This window comes from Shewanella sp. ZOR0012 (assembly GCF_000798835.1).
GTDB lineage: Bacteria > Pseudomonadota > Gammaproteobacteria > Enterobacterales > Shewanellaceae > Shewanella > Shewanella xiamenensis.
This window is the reverse complement of sequence record NZ_JTLE01000094.1, coordinates 4,130,543-4,146,253: the sequence shown is the minus strand read 5'-3', so window position 1 is coordinate 4,146,253 and position 15,711 is coordinate 4,130,543. Positions and strand designations below refer to the sequence as shown.

The following is a 15,711-nucleotide window of genomic DNA, read 5'->3' as shown; positions in this document are numbered from 1 at the left end:
ATAGGCTGCATACGGGTTTTCATGACCGCACCTTGCAAGTCAGCAGTCACTAAATCTAGATTCGCGAGTGCCTTAGACATCTCTTCGTCATCACGACTAATGCCCAAACTTACCAAACGGTTACGTACTAATACCAGCTCTCCCACCATATTCATGATTTGGTCGAGTCGTGCAGTATCTACGCGAACGGTCGTTTCACCTTGAGGAACATTTGCTGATGCGGCAGCGGCCGCTTTAACAGGAGCCTTCTCGGCGAGCGCAACTTCGGCCTGAGGTTTAACTGCTGGAGGTGTTACCGGAGTAACACTGGCTTTAGGCACAGCAGGAGCCGCAGCAGATGTGGCAGGAGTGGGAGTCGGTTTCGCAGATTCCACTTTTGCAACAGCTTTGGCTGGTGCCCCACCTTTTCCATGAAGTTCGTCGAGTAAACGCTCAAATTCATCGTCAGTAATTTCGTCTGAATCGACAGCAACAGCAGTTGGTGTTGGTGTTGACACTGGCACAGCAACAGTTTCAACCTTAGGCTGAGGTGATATAGGTGTATCTACTTTGCCATTAAATTTTCCTGAACCATGAAGCTCATCAAGCAGGGCTTCAAACTCATCGTCAGTGATATCATCACCCGAGCTGGTAGCTTGTTGTACTTTGGGCTTGGCTGTATTTGATACAGAGGGAGTTGACGCAGTGGGTACTGCCACAGCATCAGCATTAGTAGTGTTAGTCACACCGGGACCTTTTCCACTACCGTGCAGTGCATCAAGCAAAGCCTCAAACTCCGCTTCATTAATCTCATCAATACTTGAGTTTGAAGAACTCACAGCCTCAACAGGCATCTCTTCAACTGCGACAACGTCAACAACAGTTTCAATAACGGGCTCGGGTTCGGGCTCAGCAATAGATTCAGGCTCTGACGCAGTTTGTCCTAATTCTGACGGCAGAGGCTCACCAGAACTAAGTAACTTTAACTTTGCAAGTAATGCAGCATCAGCAGGATCTTGTTGCTCTCCCTGCTGGGTTTGAGCAAACATGGTGTTAATCGCATCAACAGCCTGAAGAATAATATCCATTAATTCTGCTGTGACACTGCGCTTGCCAGTACGCAATAAATCGAATGTGTTTTCTGCCTCATGGCAGACATCAACCATGGGAGTCAAACTTAGGAAACCTGCGCCGCCCTTTACGGTGTGAAACCCCCTAAAAATGGCATTTAGCAAGTCAGTATCATCAGGATTATTCTCAAGGGCAACAAGCTGCTCTTGAAGCAACTCTAATATTTCCCCCGCCTCGATTAAAAAGTCCTGGAGTATCTCTTCATCTACATCAAAGGCCATCAAATTGACTCCCAGTTAGAAACCCAGACTCGATAGCAGATCATCCACTTCGTCTTGACCTGTTACTACATCTTGACGAAGCTCGGCATTCATTATCGGCCCTTCAGCTTCAATATTATTTTTCTGAGTAATCTGACTCTCAATTATTGGCTGCTCACCAAACACCGTCAGCATAGACACCAGATTACTTTCAACTTCCATCACTAGATCGATTACCCTGCGGATCATTTGTCCAGTCAGGTCTTGAAAATCCTGCGCCATCAATATTTGGTTGAGCAATTCGCGTAATCGGTTTGAGTCCAATTCACTTCGCGACATCAAATGCTGAACGTTATGGCAAAGCACCTTAAAATCACTGAGGGCAATTTCACGACGCATTAATTTGTCCCACGATGGCATCACTTGTTGGATGTTCGCGGTTAATGCATTCGCTAACGGCAAGCACTCCTCAACAGCATCCATAGTCTTATTTGCAGCTTGTTCAGTCATGTCAATGACATAACTTAGCCGTTCCTTAGCATCGGGTATTTCTGTATTGGCTAACTCAACTAACCGATTATCGATTTGGAAATCCATAAGAGCGCTATGCAATTGGCGAGTGAGTTTGCCTACCTCATCAAAAAGTTCCCTCTGAAGAGGAGCTGCCAGTTCTCTTAATAAATCATCAGCTTGATTTTGTTCATTCGCGCTTAACAGTTCGACTAAACGCTGAGCATGCTCGAGCGTGATGAGCCCTGATGTATGTGACTTCATAGCTCATCCCTGCTTAAGCGAGTCGTTCGAATATTTTATCTAGCTTCTCTTTCAATGTTGCTGCGGTAAAAGGCTTTACCACATACCCATTCACACCCGCTTGTGCAGCAGCAATAATTTGTTCACGTTTTGCCTCGGCAGTGACCATTAATACCGGTAGATGCTTCAAGGAGTCATCGGCCCTAATGGCTTTAAGTAAATCGATACCCTGCATGCCTGGCATATTCCAGTCTGTAACGACAAAATCAAAATCGCCTTTTTGCAACATTGGCAAGGCGGTTGAGCCATCGTCCGCTTCCTGGGTGTTGTTAAAGCCCAAGTCTCGCAACAAGTTCTTGATGATACGTCTCATTGTCGAAAAGTCATCAACGATGAGAATCTTCATATTCTTGTCCAAGGTTTCCTCCGGTGAGCTGACATTCAGTGCTCAATTAATAATTATACTTATGTCCAATGCTTGAGTTTGCCTTTGAGTCGCAACATTGCCTGACTTAATATCTGGCTAACACGCGATTCGCTTACCTCAAGAATGGCGCCAATCTCTTTTAAATTCAATGCTTCATCGTAGTATAACGATAGCACTAGCGCGTCCCTTTCGGGCAATAATTTTATCGCCTCAACAAGTGCAGAATGAAACTGGGTTTCTGCCAAGACCTCAAACGTACCATCGCTAATATCATCGCTTGTAGTGAGTATATCCTGTGATACGCCTAAGTCTTCTATCCCTATGATTTTACCAACAGAAACATCATTAAGAATATGATGGTACTCATCGAGCGTCATATCAAGTTTTTCTGCAATTTCTGTGTCGCGCGCATCACGACCTAGCACTTGCTCTAATTCATCAATGGCTTGGGCAACTCGACGATTATTTCGGTGGACAGAACGAGGAACCCAATCGCCACGGCGGATTTCATCCAACATGGCGCCACGGATCCTTATGCCGGCGAAGGTTTCAAACTTTGCACCTTTACCGCCATCAAACTTAGATGATGCTTCTAATAATCCCATCATCCCCGCCTGTAGCAGGTCATCTAACTGCACAGAGGCAGGTAATCTGGCGAGCAAGTGATGTGCAATTCTTTTAACCAACGGTGCATACTGTTCAACGATTGACGTTTTATTGTCTAAACAAGTATACGCTGCGGCTTTATTCACTCGTTTTTTCCTCTTGAAAATCTGGTCGTTGAACTAAGCGCTCAACGAAAAACTCCAAATGCCCACCAGGTTGCTGTGGTACTGGCCAGCTCATAATTTTATTCGCTAGACCTTGGTAAGCAATTGCAGCGGGAGACTTAGGATAAGCTTCAACCACTAACTTTTGCTTGCGAACCGATTTACGCAAATTTTCATCAAATGGAATGGTCGCAACTAATTCAAGTGCCACGTCCAAGAATCTGTCGGTCACTTTACTGAGTTTAGCAAACAATTCCATACCTTCGCGTAAACTACGCACCATATTTGCAACAATTTTAAAGCGGAAGACGCCGTGTTCACGGCTGAGGATTTTGATTAACGCATAGGCGTCAGTAATAGACGTTGGTTCGTCACAAACAACAACCAACACATCCTGTGACGCACGGGAGAAACTGAGTACCATGTCAGAAATCCCCGCGGCAGTATCCACGATGAGAATATCAAACTGGGTGCGCATCTCACTGAAAGCACGAATTAAGCCCGCATGTTGCGCAGGACTTAGCTCTACCATGCCCTGAGTACCCGATGTAGCTGGCACAATCCCAATACCTTTAGGCCCCCGGACAATAATGTCATCTAACTCAGCATCGCCAGACAATACATGGGAAAGGTTACGTTCAGCACGGATCCCTAACATGACATCGACGTTTGCTAAGCCAAGGTCAGCATCAAGCACTAAGACACGCTTGCCCTTCTCGGCTAATGCTACAGCAGTATTGATGGATACGCTGGTTTTACCCACACCACCTTTACCACCCGTAACCGCGATTACTTTCACTTTTTCGTTATAGGGTTGATTAATCATACGTAAACCACTTGCTTGATCCAGGGTCATAACTCTACTCAAATGCACAGGTCATATTATCTGACCACGCTGTGTCTGGTAACGATTGTTGTTCTGTGTTTTCTAAGGCCGCTAATGCTTGCTCAGCGAGCATCAAAGTATCAGCAACTTTCATATCTTCGGGCACTCGCTGCCCATCCGTAACATAACTTAATGGCAATCCACTTTGGATCAACACACTTAATGCGCCCGCTAAAGACACAGATTCATCAAGTTTGGTGAGTACAACACCAGATAAGGGAATGCGTTTAAAGTGATTTACAGCATCTTGCAGCACGCGGCGCTGTCCTGTGGCAGACAGTACCAGATAACTGCGGATAGGTATTCTGCTATTTGCAGTTAAATTATCAAGTTGCTGGTAAAGCCGCATATCTCGTTGGCCCATACCCGCGGTATCTATCAATACTAGCTTGCGATTTCTAAACTGATACAGAATTTGCTCTAGTTCAGCAAGGTCATGGGCTTGTTTGACTGGGCAGCCCATGATTTTGCCATAGGTGGCCAATTGCTCATAGGCGCCAATACGATAATGATCTGTGGTAATCAATGCCACTTGGTCAGCACCATGGTGAGCAGCAAAGCGTGCGGCCAGTTTAGCCAAGGAAGTGGTTTTCCCCACACCAGTGGGACCAACTAATGCCACAATACCGCCTTGCTTAACAATATCATCACCTTGATTATCAAGCATATTCGCAAGACTTTGCGGCAGTGCACGAACTAATTCTGCAGGAGTATAGTGTTGGCTCAGCGCAGCTAATTTGTTTGCCACCGCTGGTGAAAACTCGGCCTCCAACAACTTTGACTCCAGCATGGCACCGACAGGGTCGATACGCTTTTTATGCTCAGTCATCAATGCTGAAACCTGATGGGTCAACAAATTACGTAAGGATGATAACTCGTCGCGCATGGCTTCAAGATCGGCATTTTGCTTTTGCGAACTCTGTGACTTTTTATCGAAGGGATTGCCCATATCACGGCGCTCAGCTTTAGGCGCAGCTGCGGTAGCTTGTAATCCTTTAGCCCATGCAGGAAGCTCTGCATCTTGTTGTTGATGCGTGAGTTGTTGGTTTAAACGATTTTGTTGCTTCTCAAGCAAGGCTTGGAGTGAGTCCGCTGGCGCCGAGGGTTTTAGCTTAGTTTCAGCGCGGATCGGCGCTTTGGCGCCGAGCGAAACTAAGTCATCACTCACATCCATAAAGGTCGGAGTGGCAGCAGGCGCTTTCGCTTTTGGCTCGTCGTAGTCAACGGCAGCGACAATCTCAATACCGCCATTCACCTTTTTATTGGACATAATCACCGCATCGGAGCCGAGCGTGTCCTTCACTTGGGCCAGTGCAGCACGCATGTCTTTGGCAAAAAAACGTTTAATCTTCACTTATGCGTCCTCTACTGGCCGACGGCAGACACTATGCGTATTTGCTTTTCATCGGGGATTTCTTGGTAAGAAATCACTCTGAGATTAGGAATAGTATATTTAACAAAGCGAGACAGTGTCGCACGTAACATACCTGACGTTAGCAAAATAGCGGGCTGGCCAACCATTTCTTGCTTTTGAGCGGCATCCGCTAAGGATTGCTGCATACGCTCTGCAAGACCTGGCTCGATATTTGGACCATCGCCACCAGTTGCTTGCATTGATTGATGCAACATCTGTTCCAATTCTGGCGCCAAAGTTATGACAGGTATTTCGAGTTCAGGGCCTGAGATCTCTTGAACTATCATGCGCTTCAATGCGATACGCACCGCTGCCGTTAACACTTCAGTATCGTTACTCTTAGTGCCGTATTCTAACAAAGTTTGCACTATGGTACGCAAGTCTCTGACAGAAACTCCTTCATTTAATAGGTTTTGCATCACTTTTACGACATTTCCGAGCGGCATCACATCAGGAATAAAGCCATCCACCAACTTAGGCGAGTGTTTAGCAAGCATATCCATCAGTTGTTGCACTTCTTCGTAGCCTAAAAGTTTTGCTGCATTATTCGTCAATATTTGGCTGATATGAGTTGCCACTACCGTCGCTGCATCCACTACCGTATACCCTAAGGTTTGGGCATGTTCACGCAGCTCAGGGGCAATCCACACGGCTTCGAGACCAAAGGCAGGATCACGGGTCTCAATGCCATCTAACTTACCGTACACTTGTCCCGGATTAATGGCGAGCTCGCAGTCATGGCGAATATCCGCCTCACCCACAACAACGCCCATAAGAGAAATACGATAGGCATTAGGCGAAAGGTCTAAATTGTCACGTATGTGAACCGCAGGAACCAAGAATCCCAATTCTTGCGAAAGCTTTTTACGTACGCCCTTGATCCGGCTGAGTAATTCTCCACCTTGACCTTTATCGACTAAGGGAATCAAACGGTAACCCACTTCAAGACCAATAGTGTCGACATGATGCACATCGTCCCAGCTAAGTTCCTTAGGCTCTCTTTCGGCTCTTTCCGTTGGGCCCGTTTTGACTTGTTCGAGGGCTTTGGCACGTTTAGCCTCATTACGTTTAAATATAAAATAAGCCGCACATCCCGTTAAAACGGCGAAACTTAAAAACGCCATATGCGGCATTCCAGGCACAATCCCCATAACGAACAATACGCCAGCAGCAATCCCTAGCGATTTATGACTGTCAAACATCTGACTCATCAACATCTGACCCATATCGCCAGATTCATTTTGGCGAGTTACCATCAATGCCGCAGCAATTGACAGTAATAAGCCTGGGATTTGGGCGACTAACCCGTCACCTATTGTTAAGAGGGTATAAATTTCAACCGCTTGAGAGAATGTCAAACCATGCTGCACAATCCCGATAATAAAACCACCGAGAATGTTGATCACTAAAATCATGATACCCGCGATAGCATCGCCCTTAACGAACTTAGACGCACCGTCCATTGCGCCATAGAAGTCAGCTTCGCGGGTGACTTCAGCCCGCCTAGTTCTGGCTTGATCTTGATTAATAATCCCCGCATTTAAGTCAGCATCAATTGCCATTTGCTTACCAGGCATCGCATCCAAGGTAAAGCGAGCACTCACCTCAGCAATCCGGCCAGCACCTTTGGTAACAACAGCAAAGTTGATAATAATCAGAATGATAAATACAACTAGACCAACGGCATAGTTACCACCAATCACTACGGAGCCAAAGGCTTCAATGACCTTACCCGCCGCATCACCACCGTTGTGACCTTCGAGTAATACCACACGGGTCGATGCCACGTTAAGTGCAAGTCGAAGCAGTGTCGCAACTAATAAAACGGTTGGAAAGGCAGCAAAGTCTAAAGGTCTATCGGTATAAATCGCGACCAAAAGCACAATCAAGGCTAAAGCAATGTTAAAGGAAAATAAGATGTCGAGTAGAAACGGGGGAATTGGCAGTACAATCATCGCCAATGCTGCAAGCACTAGTGCTGGCGTACCTATGCCCTTAAAAGAGCTTAGCTTCAACTGTTTTACTTGGCCTAAGGAGGCTTTAACATCCATTCACAGATACCTAAACTTTGACGTATAACTGCCTAAAAGCAAAAAGCACGCCAACAACTAACAATCAGGTAGTAAAGCTAATATGTAGCTAGCTAACTTTACGTTAGAGCACTATTTACTCGTTACTACGACTTGTTGAGATTTCAAGATTATATTTTGTTCATTCTGGCGCGAAACGAAGAAAGATGTGTGGTTGTTCTACTCAAATGACGAGCTGCTTTTATGACAGAAAGTAAGAGTAAGGGCTTACAAGACGATTACTGATGGCTGCATTTGGCTGGCTTTTCTGCCGCGTTATCGTCCGTTTATGTAGAATAACTACACAGCACGGACTTTGCCTTGCATAAAAGCCAGCCTAATTGCTGCAAAAATAACCATGAAACGTCAACACGCCCTAGTACTTCAGATCTTCAGGAATAGGTTGATTAACGGGAATAGGGATAGGTTTGCGGCCACGCCCTTTTTGATACTGCCTTAACTGGAATACATAAGCGAGTACCTGTGCTACCGCGGTAAATAGACCTTCAGGGACTTGTTGATCAAGTTTCGTTGTATGGTAAATAGCCCGCGCAAGTGGTGGTGCAGTAACAATGGCAATATTATGCGCCCTTGCTACCTCACGAATTTTAAAGGCAACCTCATCGACGCCCTTAGCAATCACAAACGGTGCTGCAGAGCGCTTAACATCATATTTTATCGCCACTGCATAGTGCTCAGGGTTCACCACAATCACATCCGCATTGGGAACTTCGGCCATCATGCGTCGCTGCGCTAATTCACGCTGCATTTGGCGGACTCGCCCTTTGACCTCAGGTTTACCCTCGGTATCTTTATACTCGTCTTTGACCTCCTGCTTTGTCATTTTCAGCTGTTTATTATGGTTCCAGATCTGAAATGGCACATCGATTACCACAATGAATAATACGGAAGAGCAAAGTAGGATAAACATCCATACCAGTAAATCTAAGGCGTGGTAGACATTCCCAGGAAGGTGATCGGCAGAAAGGAGTAAAATATCATTAAAGTAATGATTTAGAAGAAAATATGCCGCCAACGCAACAACAGAAAACTTAGCAATGCCCTTCGTTAATTCAACCAAGGCTTGCACACCAAACATCCGTTTAAAACCCGCAATCGGGCTCATTTTGCTGGCTTTAGGCATCATGGCTTGGGTAGAAAAATTCATTCCACCAAGGGACACGTTTCCGATAAATGCCACCACCACAATCAGCAGCATAATCTTAAGCAACGGCCAACCTATTTCGCCGCCGACAACGCCCCAGACATTAAACATTTGATTAGTATCAAAAATTGCAGCTCTATCCATGGTAAACACACGTTCAAACACATTGGAAAGTGCTTTTGCAATACCAGGACCGAGCATATACAGTCCTGTTGCAGCCGAAAGCAGAACTGTGGCCGTACCTAATTCTTTGGAACGGGCAACCTGACCTTTTTCCCGCGCCTGTTCGAGGCGCCTCCCGGTGGGTTCCTCGCTGCGTTCGCCGCTACTTTCTTCAGCCATTACGCGTTCCTATCCGGTTAAAGTATGCCATCAGCTTGACACTGAAGCCCTAAAATATCACACAGCAAAAGCTGTGCCGATGACCATACTTCATCGAAATGAGCCATAACAGGAGTTAAGGTTAACCATAAAATTAACAATCCACCGATCATCGTAATCGGAAAACCAATCGAAAAAATGTTTAGCTGTGGTGCAGCGCGGGTCATAACCCCAAAGGATAAATTGACTACCAATAACGCGATAATTGCTGACAGCGACATAGTTAATGCCGCGCCAAACATATAAGACCCCCATTCCGCCAACGCGCGATAGCTGGTCAACGTTAATCCCACATTAGAAATCGGCAGTGTATCAAAACTGGCCACAAGCATACGGATCATCAACAGATGACCATCAACAGCTAAAAAAATTAAGGTTGCGAGCAACAGGAAGAAGTTACCAATCACTGGAGTTTGTTGTCCTGAACTCGGATCAACCATAGAGGCAAAACCTAAGCTGGTCTGCATGCCGATAATCTGACCCGTTAACACAAAGGTTTGCATCACCATTTGGGTCACAAAACCCATGGCAACACCAATAATAATTTGCTGTGCAGTAATAAAAACGGCGCTTAAGGAAAAGAGTTCTGCATCCTTAACGGGCGGCAACACGGGGGCAATGGCGAGGGTTATGGCAATAGCAAGAAGTAAACGCACACGAGTGGGAGTTGTTGCCGCGCCAAACACCACCATAACCATCAGCATACTGGCGACGCGAAACAGTGGCCACATATACGAAGCAATAGTTTGCATTAACGTATCAAGCAGCAACTCCATGGGATTAACCTACCACTTGAGGAATACGGTTAACCATTTCAATAAAGAAATCCATTAAGGTCTGTACTAACCAATGACCCATTAACATCAAAGCAAGCAAGGTCACAATAAGTCGAGGTAAAAAACTTAAAGTTTGCTCGTTAATTGAGGTCGCAGCTTGGAATACCGCCACAATTAAGCCAATGCCGAGCCCAGGCAGAACAATAGCCGAAACCATCATCACAATAACGGCTAAAGCTTCGCGAAAAATATCGATTAGCGCTTCTGGCGTCATCTCAGTACTCCGCCTGTCTAACCAAAGCTATTGGCTAAGGTGCCCATCACAAGCCCCCAGCCATCAACAAGTACAAACAGCATAATTTTAAAGGGCAATGACACAATCATAGGCGAGAGCATCATCATCCCCATGGCCATTAAGATACTGGCAACCACTAAATCGAGTACTAAAAAAGGCACAAACAACATAAAACCAATTTGAAAGGCCGTTTTGAGCTCGCTGGTGATAAATGCAGGCACAAGCACACTCATTGGTGCTTCTTCGGGTGAATTAATATTCTGGTAACCCGAAATATCGATAAAGGTTTTGAGATCCGTGGTACGCACTTGCCCTAACATAAATGCCCGTAATGGCTCTTTGCCCTTATCGAAGGCCTGTTGCAGAGTAAGCTGTTCATCAATATAAGGTTTTACCCCTTGGTCATAAATTTTGTCGAACACTGGCGCCATAATGAAAAAGGTCATAAACAGGCTCATACCGATTAAGACTTGGTTAGACGGAGTCTGCTGTAAACCAATCGCTTGGCGCAAAATGGAGAGCACCACAATGATGCGGGTAAAGGACGTCAACATAATGACCATGGCGGGTAAAAAACTCAGCGAAGTCATTAGCAATAGGATTTGCATGGTAACCGAATATTCGGTCGAACCATCGGCGGCGGTTTTTACGGTTACAGCGGGCAATACGCCATCTGCCGCTCCGACGGATGTCGCAAACAACAGCGTACTAAGCCCAATAAAAGTAAGGATGTACTTGATCATTGTTTTAATTTCGCCTGCCGTAGCTTGTCCGCAAAAGATACGGACTCAATTTCGATAGGCTCAGCTAATTTATCAATTAAATTAACTTGTTGCCCACTCACGCCAAGTAAATACTGCTGTTCACCCACTTGAACTAAAACAAGGCGCTCTTTCTGACCAAGGGATGTTACTGCAAGGGTTTTGAGCACACTATGATTGGTTGGCACTAAATTAAATCGCCTTAGCAGGTAAGCTAAGGCGAAAATAAGCAACAGAACTAAAATAAGCCCACCGAGCATACTCGCCGCTGCTGCCATTTGTGATGGCTCAGTCACTTTTGCTGTCGCCACTGCACCTTGGGTGGCCACTTCAGCGACACTCGCCTGAGCTGCTGACGCGGCATTGAGAATTACCGATGTGCTCATCTCGCTCCTTCAGGCTTTTTCTTAATGAGTGATATTACTTAAGCTTTTTAATTCGCTCAGTCTGACTAATTACATCTGTTAAGCGAATACCAAATTTATCGTTTACCACCACCACTTCACCATGGGCGATAAGCGTGCCATTGACCATCACATCCAACGGTTCACCTGCAACTCTGTCGAGCTCAACTACTGAACCTTGGTTCAGCTGTAACAGGTTACGGATACTGATGAAGCTGCGACCAACTTCCATCGAAATCGTCACAGGTATATCTAAAATGGTATCTAACTTAGCCGCTTCTGCCTTGCTAATCGGCTGTGAGTCATCCACTAGCTCATCAAGATCAACGGCATTAGCCTCTTCCAGAGCTTGTTCGGCCATCGCTGCTGCCCAATCATCATCTGTACTCATCTCACTCCACCTTTATAATTCTGATATGTCTCTAGCTTTGCCTTTACGCGTCACTAATTGTAATTCGGATTTGACCGTCTCAGGACGAGGGATTTTTTCGTAAATTTTAAGTGCTAGATTATCTCGTGAACGTCCCATTTTACAGCGGTAAGTCGGTAAGTCCTCAATTCTCATCATAATGTACTCTGGTAATTCAATAGGGATAATATCCCCAGCCTTAAAGTTCATTACATCTTTGAGTGTGAGTTCGTGCTCAACCACGGTGGCATCAAAGCCTACTTTAACGTCCATAATCTCGTCATGCAGCGCCTGCGACCAACGCATATCGGTATCTTGTTTATCACTCTGTACGCCCGCATCGAGTAATTCGCGGATTGGCTCAATCATCGAATATGGCATCGTGATGTGGAAATCACCGCCACCACCATCCACTTCGATATGGAAGGAGTTAATGACAACGACTTCAGTTGGACTGACAATGTTAGCCATCGCTGGGTTAACTTCGGAGTCTAAATAATCAAACTCCACATCCATCACGGGTGCCCAAGCATCTTTATAATCTTCAAAGATAATTTTAAGTAATAACTGCACAATACGCCGTTCAGTGGGGGTAAATTCCCGCCCTTCAATCTTGGCGTGGAAACGGCCATCACCACCAAAAAAGTTATCCACCAAAATAAATACCAGTCGCGCTTCCATGGTAATCAGCGCAGTACCTTTTAGGGGGTGGAAACGTACCATGTTCAGACTGGTTGGGACGAATAGGGTATGTACGTACTCACCAAACTTGAGCATTTGCACGCCGTTGATCGACACTTCGGCCGCGCGACGCATCATGTTAAACATGCTGATCCGCAGGTGACGGGCAAAACGCTCATTAACAATTTCGAGCGTGGGCATACGACCACGCACAATCCGATCTTGGGAAGAAAAATCGTAGGAACGAGCCTCCTGCCCAGCGGCATCAAGCTCATCATCCTCTTCGACATCATCGACCCCGTGTAAGAGCGCATCAATTTCGTCTTGGCTTAATAAATCACTCACAGTATTGTCTTCGCCTCTTTAAGGTGCTGAAGATGAAAGGTTATTGCATGACAAAACCAGTAAAGAGCACTTTTTCAACCACTTTACGTCCCGTTACAGATTGCAACGTGTTTTGTACGCTCAACAGGGCTAATTGTCGTAATTCATCTTTACCCGCCTGTGTACTTAGCTTTTGCACATCGGCACCACTAAAAGTGGTTAGCAGCGCATCTTCAATCAATGGAATGTGCTTTTGGGTCAACACATCATCATCTTGACCTCTGACCATAAGTTGCACTTTGATTTCGACAAGCCGAGCGCGATCCGGTCCTGGAAGGTTAAATAAAAATGGGCGAGGCATCGGCACATAAGCTGCCAATGCCGGCTCAGCAGCCGGCGCTGCCGTTTCGGTTTTAGCACCTTCGGCCTCGACAGGAGCCTCTTCACTACTTCCAAGGAAAAACCAAAGCGCGCCACCAATTAATAGCGCAACAAAGACACCCACACCGATAAAAATAAATAGCTTCTTTTTACTTTTTGGTGCTTCAGTACTTTCAAGTTCTAGTGATTCTTCCTTGGCCATTTTCTGTTCTCTTTAATAGGCTAAATTTGGGAATGGGATTAAGGCTCAGTTTATAATCCACTTTGTTACTATAGGTTACCTGCTTAAGCGTAATAATCTATACCCGAATTTAAACTAGTTGCTTGATTTAAACCTAAATCGAGTTCTTCTGCCGAGAAATCATCCACATTTCCACCACTTGCACCGCCACTGTCTGCAAATCCTCCCTCACGGCGTTGTCCTTGGTCACCTTGAGAGACATGACTGTCAGCGAGCTGCATGCCTTGTTCTTGTAATAATTCACGTAAACGAGGAATCGCTTGCTCAACCACATCGCGGGTCTGTGTCTGAGCAACATGGAATTGCACTTGCGTCTGCTCACCATGAACTTGTATTTTCACTATCATGTGTCCAAGTTCGGGTGGATCTAGGCGAATTTCCGCCTGTTGAATACCTTGGCTAACCATAGTAACAAGCTGCTGTTTCATCACAGGAGAAAAGCGCTGGATCATTTCCTGCATCTGATTTTGGTTTTCAACGCCTTGACGTAAGGAAAGATGAACCTGTGGTATCTCTTGGCGTTGAATTTGCTGGTTAGCTAAAGAGTGTTGTATCGATACCGCTTTAAAATCAACAGGCTTAAATTCTGTAACAGATTCTTCATGGCCAGTATCGAGCGAAGATAAGGCGTTTTCTTGCCGCGAATCCAGTGTGACGGCTAACTTGGCATCTTTTAACAATAATCCTGCCGAAATTTCGGCGCGTGAAGGATTGTCGTCAATAGCATTAGGCTCAACCGAAACCGCACCTAAGGCATCAAGCTCTTTAGTCGTAGAGTTTAATATCACAGCATCAGCATCGGTAACTGACACATTAGCTGTATTGATTGACGGTGACTGTCCAACCGTTGGCGCAGTCGTTTTATCAATTGATGGGAGCGACAGATTTATCGACTTATTGCTTAGTTCAGCCTCTTTCGCCTCTAACTTGTTAGCTTCAGAGATAGATTCCCCTTCAATCGGTAAAATGGGGGGTTCTGGCGGTTTAACCCATTTTTCAGTTCGCATCTCTGCAAGCATTGATGCATCATCTATAAGCGTATCATCGGTCGAAGCGCCAGTCTTATCCACAGTTTCAGTATTCGCCGTTGCAATCAAACCTACTGTATTAATTGACTGATTTTGTTTATTTATAATATCTTCTGGAAGTGCAGATGCTCGTTCTTGTTGAAAAACAAATGTACCCGTTTGCTCTAAAACTTGTGCATCTAATGTGTCATTCGTTACGGTAACTTCATTTGACTGAGCAAATTTCGCTAGCTCATCTAAAAAAGTTGGCTTGATAGTCTCTTCCGTTGGTAAAGCGCCATCCTCTGTTGCAGGGGCTAAGATGCTAGCGGCATCTTCTGTCGTTAATTGAGCTTCAAGCGGCAAAGAGTCGCTCGGAGCGGCCGCTTTTTTCATCTCGTTTGCCATGCCTATTTGAGCAAAAATCAAGCTAATATCAGCTTCATCATCTGCACTAGTATCATCAATATCTGTTTTCTGTTTTGCCGATTTGGCAGAAACATCTGGAGAAACATTGGTGTTAGTCGAGGATGAGCTAATAGATGTCACTGAAGCCAAAGCGGCAGAAAAGTCTTCACTATTAGCATCTTGCCCCAACATTTTACTTGAGCCAGCACTATTTTTCGCATTAGATACTAATAGGATATTGTTCATTTGTTGCATAAAAGCTCCTAAACATCCGCCCAGAGGAAAAAGAGCGTGGGCAAACGTCAATTTATACGGCTTTGGCTATATCTGGCATAAATCAAGCAAATAAAATGCCAACAAATGGATATTAAAAATTCGAGTATTATTGACTGTCGGATTGGTTAATTACTTCTTACGACGGAAAAATTGCTGCGAAGCAAATTCATCCGTCATTTTTTGCTCTTTTTTGAGCTCAATGACTTGGCGCTTTTTCTCTTTATTTTCTAAAAGTAGTTCCACAGCCTTACGTTTTTTTTGTTTTTCTAGCCAGTGCTGCTGACGGTAGTGTTTCTGCTTTTCACCATCGGCTACAACACGATTTTGCTGAGCAATAGCCTCATCGATTTGCCGAATAAAACGATGGAATTGGTGGTAATGACTCGCACTAATCGCCTGCCCCTGCTGCGACTGCATCTGCTTCATATAATCCAAGCGATAGTTATTTAGCGCATCGAGCTGATTTTGGCGCTTTTGGCACTCAAGTTGTGCCGACTTTAGCAGTAGCGCAGCCTGTTCCTCGGCATCGAGGGCTAACTTTAATACGAGTAATAGGGGATCGGCATTCGCCAT

The 15,711-nt window shown here is 45.3% G+C and carries 17 protein-coding genes; all 17 read right to left on the bottom strand.

Translation table 11 applies throughout. The annotated features are described in order from the left end of the window. Window positions 1–1,331, bottom strand: a 1,331-nt coding sequence (locus L976_RS19915; protein WP_047540781.1) for an Hpt domain-containing protein, incomplete at its 3' end; no start/stop codon positions are given. 15 nt (window positions 1,332–1,346) lie between these two features. Beyond that, complete coding sequence (locus tag L976_RS19910) at window positions 1,347–2,084, bottom strand: protein phosphatase CheZ (protein WP_037420388.1); 738 nt, start codon at window positions 2,082–2,084, stop codon at window positions 1,347–1,349. Window positions 2,085–2,097: 13 nt separating this feature from the next. Continuing rightward, window positions 2,098–2,481 (bottom strand): chemotaxis response regulator CheY, encoded by a 384-nt coding sequence (cheY, locus tag L976_RS19905; protein ID WP_007649667.1) that lies wholly within the window; start codon window positions 2,479–2,481, stop codon window positions 2,098–2,100. Between the two features lie 47 nt (window positions 2,482–2,528). Further along, window positions 2,529–3,242, bottom strand: coding sequence for an RNA polymerase sigma factor FliA (locus L976_RS19900; RefSeq protein WP_047539533.1), 714 nt, complete (start codon window positions 3,240–3,242; stop codon window positions 2,529–2,531). Beyond that, window positions 3,235–4,116, bottom strand: a complete 882-nt coding sequence (locus tag L976_RS19895; protein ID WP_047539532.1) for a MinD/ParA family protein — start codon at window positions 4,114–4,116, stop codon at window positions 3,235–3,237. The genes L976_RS19900 and L976_RS19895 overlap by 8 nt, the downstream gene beginning before the upstream one ends. Before the next feature lie 4 nt (window positions 4,117–4,120). Further along, window positions 4,121–5,500 (bottom strand): flagellar biosynthesis protein FlhF, encoded by a 1,380-nt coding sequence (gene flhF / locus L976_RS19890; protein ID WP_047539530.1) that lies wholly within the window; start codon window positions 5,498–5,500, stop codon window positions 4,121–4,123. Between the two features lie 11 nt (window positions 5,501–5,511). Next, entirely contained in the window at window positions 5,512–7,611 is a 2,100-nt protein-coding gene (gene flhA / locus L976_RS19885) for a flagellar biosynthesis protein FlhA (protein ID WP_037420379.1), read from the bottom strand. A gap of 394 nt (window positions 7,612–8,005) precedes the next feature. Further along, the gene (gene flhB / locus L976_RS19880; RefSeq protein WP_037424768.1) at window positions 8,006–9,136 is read right to left on the bottom strand and encodes a flagellar biosynthesis protein FlhB; all 1,131 of its coding nucleotides are present in this window, start codon (window positions 9,134–9,136) and stop codon (window positions 8,006–8,008) included. A gap of 17 nt (window positions 9,137–9,153) precedes the next feature. Then, window positions 9,154–9,951: a flagellar biosynthetic protein FliR gene (gene fliR / locus L976_RS19875; RefSeq protein WP_037420371.1), complete on the bottom strand. Its 798-nt coding sequence runs from the start codon at window positions 9,949–9,951 to the stop codon at window positions 9,154–9,156. Window positions 9,952–9,955: 4 nt separating this feature from the next. Next, window positions 9,956–10,225: a flagellar biosynthesis protein FliQ gene (fliQ, locus tag L976_RS19870; protein WP_037420368.1), complete on the bottom strand. Its 270-nt coding sequence runs from the start codon at window positions 10,223–10,225 to the stop codon at window positions 9,956–9,958. A gap of 17 nt (window positions 10,226–10,242) precedes the next feature. Continuing rightward, window positions 10,243–10,989, bottom strand: coding sequence for a flagellar type III secretion system pore protein FliP (fliP, locus tag L976_RS19865; protein ID WP_047539529.1), 747 nt, complete (start codon window positions 10,987–10,989; stop codon window positions 10,243–10,245). Continuing rightward, window positions 10,986–11,393, bottom strand: coding sequence for a flagellar biosynthetic protein FliO (gene fliO / locus L976_RS19860; RefSeq protein WP_037424769.1), 408 nt, complete (start codon window positions 11,391–11,393; stop codon window positions 10,986–10,988). The genes fliP and fliO overlap by 4 nt, the downstream gene beginning before the upstream one ends. A 34-nt stretch (window positions 11,394–11,427) precedes the next feature. Beyond that, on the bottom strand, window positions 11,428–11,802 hold the full coding sequence (gene fliN, locus L976_RS19855; protein WP_037420360.1) for a flagellar motor switch protein FliN: 375 nt from the start codon (window positions 11,800–11,802) through the stop codon (window positions 11,428–11,430). Window positions 11,803–11,814: 12 nt separating this feature from the next. Beyond that, on the bottom strand, window positions 11,815–12,846 hold the full coding sequence (fliM, locus tag L976_RS19850; protein ID WP_037420356.1) for a flagellar motor switch protein FliM: 1,032 nt from the start codon (window positions 12,844–12,846) through the stop codon (window positions 11,815–11,817). A 40-nt stretch (window positions 12,847–12,886) separates the two neighbouring features. Next, window positions 12,887–13,408 carry a flagellar basal body-associated protein FliL gene (gene fliL / locus L976_RS19845; RefSeq protein ID WP_037420354.1) on the bottom strand — a complete coding sequence of 174 codons (522 nt, stop codon included), beginning with the start codon at window positions 13,406–13,408 and terminating at the stop codon, window positions 12,887–12,889. Window positions 13,409–13,491: 83 nt separating this feature from the next. Further along, entirely contained in the window at window positions 13,492–15,117 is a 1,626-nt protein-coding gene (locus L976_RS19840) for a flagellar hook-length control protein FliK (protein WP_047539528.1), read from the bottom strand. A gap of 150 nt (window positions 15,118–15,267) precedes the next feature. Continuing rightward, window positions 15,268–15,711 carry a flagellar export protein FliJ gene (gene fliJ, locus L976_RS19835; RefSeq protein ID WP_047539527.1) on the bottom strand — a complete coding sequence of 148 codons (444 nt, stop codon included), beginning with the start codon at window positions 15,709–15,711 and terminating at the stop codon, window positions 15,268–15,270.

Bases quoted from the DNA above. Each gene is read 5' to 3' on its own strand.
- L976_RS19840 (WP_047539528.1), bottom strand. From the start codon at position 15,117: ATGCAACAAATGAACAATATCCTATTAGTATCTAATGCGAAAAATAGT.
- L976_RS19895 (WP_047539532.1), bottom strand. From the start codon at position 4,116: ATGACCCTGGATCAAGCAAGTGGTTTACGTATGATTAATCAACCCTAT.
- flhA (WP_037420379.1), bottom strand. From the start codon at position 7,611: ATGGATGTTAAAGCCTCCTTAGGCCAAGTAAAACAGTTGAAGCTAAGC.
- fliN (WP_037420360.1), bottom strand. From the start codon at position 11,802: ATGAGTACAGATGATGATTGGGCAGCAGCGATGGCCGAACAAGCTCTG.
- fliL (WP_037420354.1), bottom strand. From the start codon at position 13,408: ATGGCCAAGGAAGAATCACTAGAACTTGAAAGTACTGAAGCACCAAAA.
- L976_RS19910 (WP_037420388.1), bottom strand. From the start codon at position 2,084: ATGAAGTCACATACATCAGGGCTCATCACGCTCGAGCATGCTCAGCGT.
- fliJ (WP_047539527.1), bottom strand. From the start codon at position 15,711: ATGGCGAATGCCGATCCCCTATTACTCGTATTAAAGTTAGCCCTCGAT.
- flhB (WP_037424768.1), bottom strand. From the start codon at position 9,136: ATGGCTGAAGAAAGTAGCGGCGAACGCAGCGAGGAACCCACCGGGAGG.
- fliO (WP_037424769.1), bottom strand. From the start codon at position 11,393: ATGAGCACATCGGTAATTCTCAATGCCGCGTCAGCAGCTCAGGCGAGT.
- fliR (WP_037420371.1), bottom strand. From the start codon at position 9,951: ATGGAGTTGCTGCTTGATACGTTAATGCAAACTATTGCTTCGTATATG.
- fliP (WP_047539529.1), bottom strand. From the start codon at position 10,989: ATGATCAAGTACATCCTTACTTTTATTGGGCTTAGTACGCTGTTGTTT.
- fliQ (WP_037420368.1), bottom strand. From the start codon at position 10,225: ATGACGCCAGAAGCGCTAATCGATATTTTTCGCGAAGCTTTAGCCGTT.